The sequence below is a fragment of the Pseudacidovorax sp. DMC4 genome (genome assembly GCF_056314265.1).
Window position 1 is genome coordinate 1 of the sequence record NZ_JBQUYR010000036.1, and the last position, 1,173, is coordinate 1,173.

The following is a 1,173-nucleotide window of genomic DNA, read 5'->3' on the forward strand; positions in this document are numbered from 1 at the left end:
GAACGCACCAAGCCGCACGTGAACGTGGGCACCATCGGTCACGTGGACCATGGCAAGACGACCCTGACGGCGGCCATCGCCACGGTGCTGTCGGCCAAGTTCGGCGGCGAAGCCAAGAAGTACGACGAAATCGACGCGGCGCCCGAAGAAAAGGCGCGTGGCATCACGATCAACACCGCCCACGTCGAGTACGAGACGGCCAACCGCCACTACGCGCACGTTGACTGCCCCGGCCACGCCGACTACGTCAAGAACATGATCACCGGTGCCGCCCAGATGGACGGCGCCATCCTGGTGTGCTCGGCCGCTGACGGCCCGATGCCCCAGACCCGCGAGCACATCCTGCTGGCCCGCCAGGTGGGCGTGCCCTACATCATCGTCTTCCTGAACAAGTGCGACATGGTCGACGACGCCGAGCTGCTCGAGCTCGTCGAGATGGAAGTGCGCGAACTGCTGGACAAGTACGACTTCCCCGGCGACGACACCCCGATCATCCACGGCAGCGCCAAGCTGGCCCTGGAAGGCGACAAGGGCAAGCTGGGCGAAGAAGCCATCATGAAGCTGGCCGACGCCCTGGACACCTACATCCCGACGCCCGAGCGCGCTGTGGACGGCACCTTCCTGATGCCTGTGGAAGACGTGTTCTCGATCTCGGGTCGCGGCACCGTGGTGACTGGCCGTGTCGAGCGCGGTGTGATCAAGGTCGGCGAGGAAATCGAAATCGTCGGTATCAAGCCCACGATCAAGACCACCTGCACCGGCGTGGAAATGTTCCGCAAGCTGCTGGACCAGGGCCAGGCTGGCGACAACGTCGGCATTCTGCTGCGCGGCACGAAGCGTGAAGAAGTCGAGCGCGGCCAAGTGCTGTGCAAGCCCGGCTCGATCAAGCCGCACACGCACTTCACCGCCGAGGTGTACGTGCTGTCCAAGGACGAAGGTGGCCGTCATACGCCGTTCTTCAACAACTATCGCCCGCAGTTCTACTTCCGCACGACGGACGTGACCGGCGCGATCGAGCTGCCGAAGGACAAGGAAATGGTGATGCCTGGCGACAACGTGTCGATCACGGTGAAGCTGATCGCCCCGATCGCCATGGAAGAAGGTCTGCGCTTCGCCATCCGCGAAGGCGGCCGTACCGTCGGCGCCGGCGTCGTGGCCAAGATCATCGAGTAA

General features: G+C 63.9%; 1 protein-coding gene. It reads left to right on the plus strand.

The annotated features are described in order from the left end of the window. On the plus strand, positions 1-1,173 hold a 1,173-nt coding region (tuf, locus tag ACT54X_RS28750; RefSeq protein WP_476350048.1), incomplete at its 5' end, for an elongation factor Tu.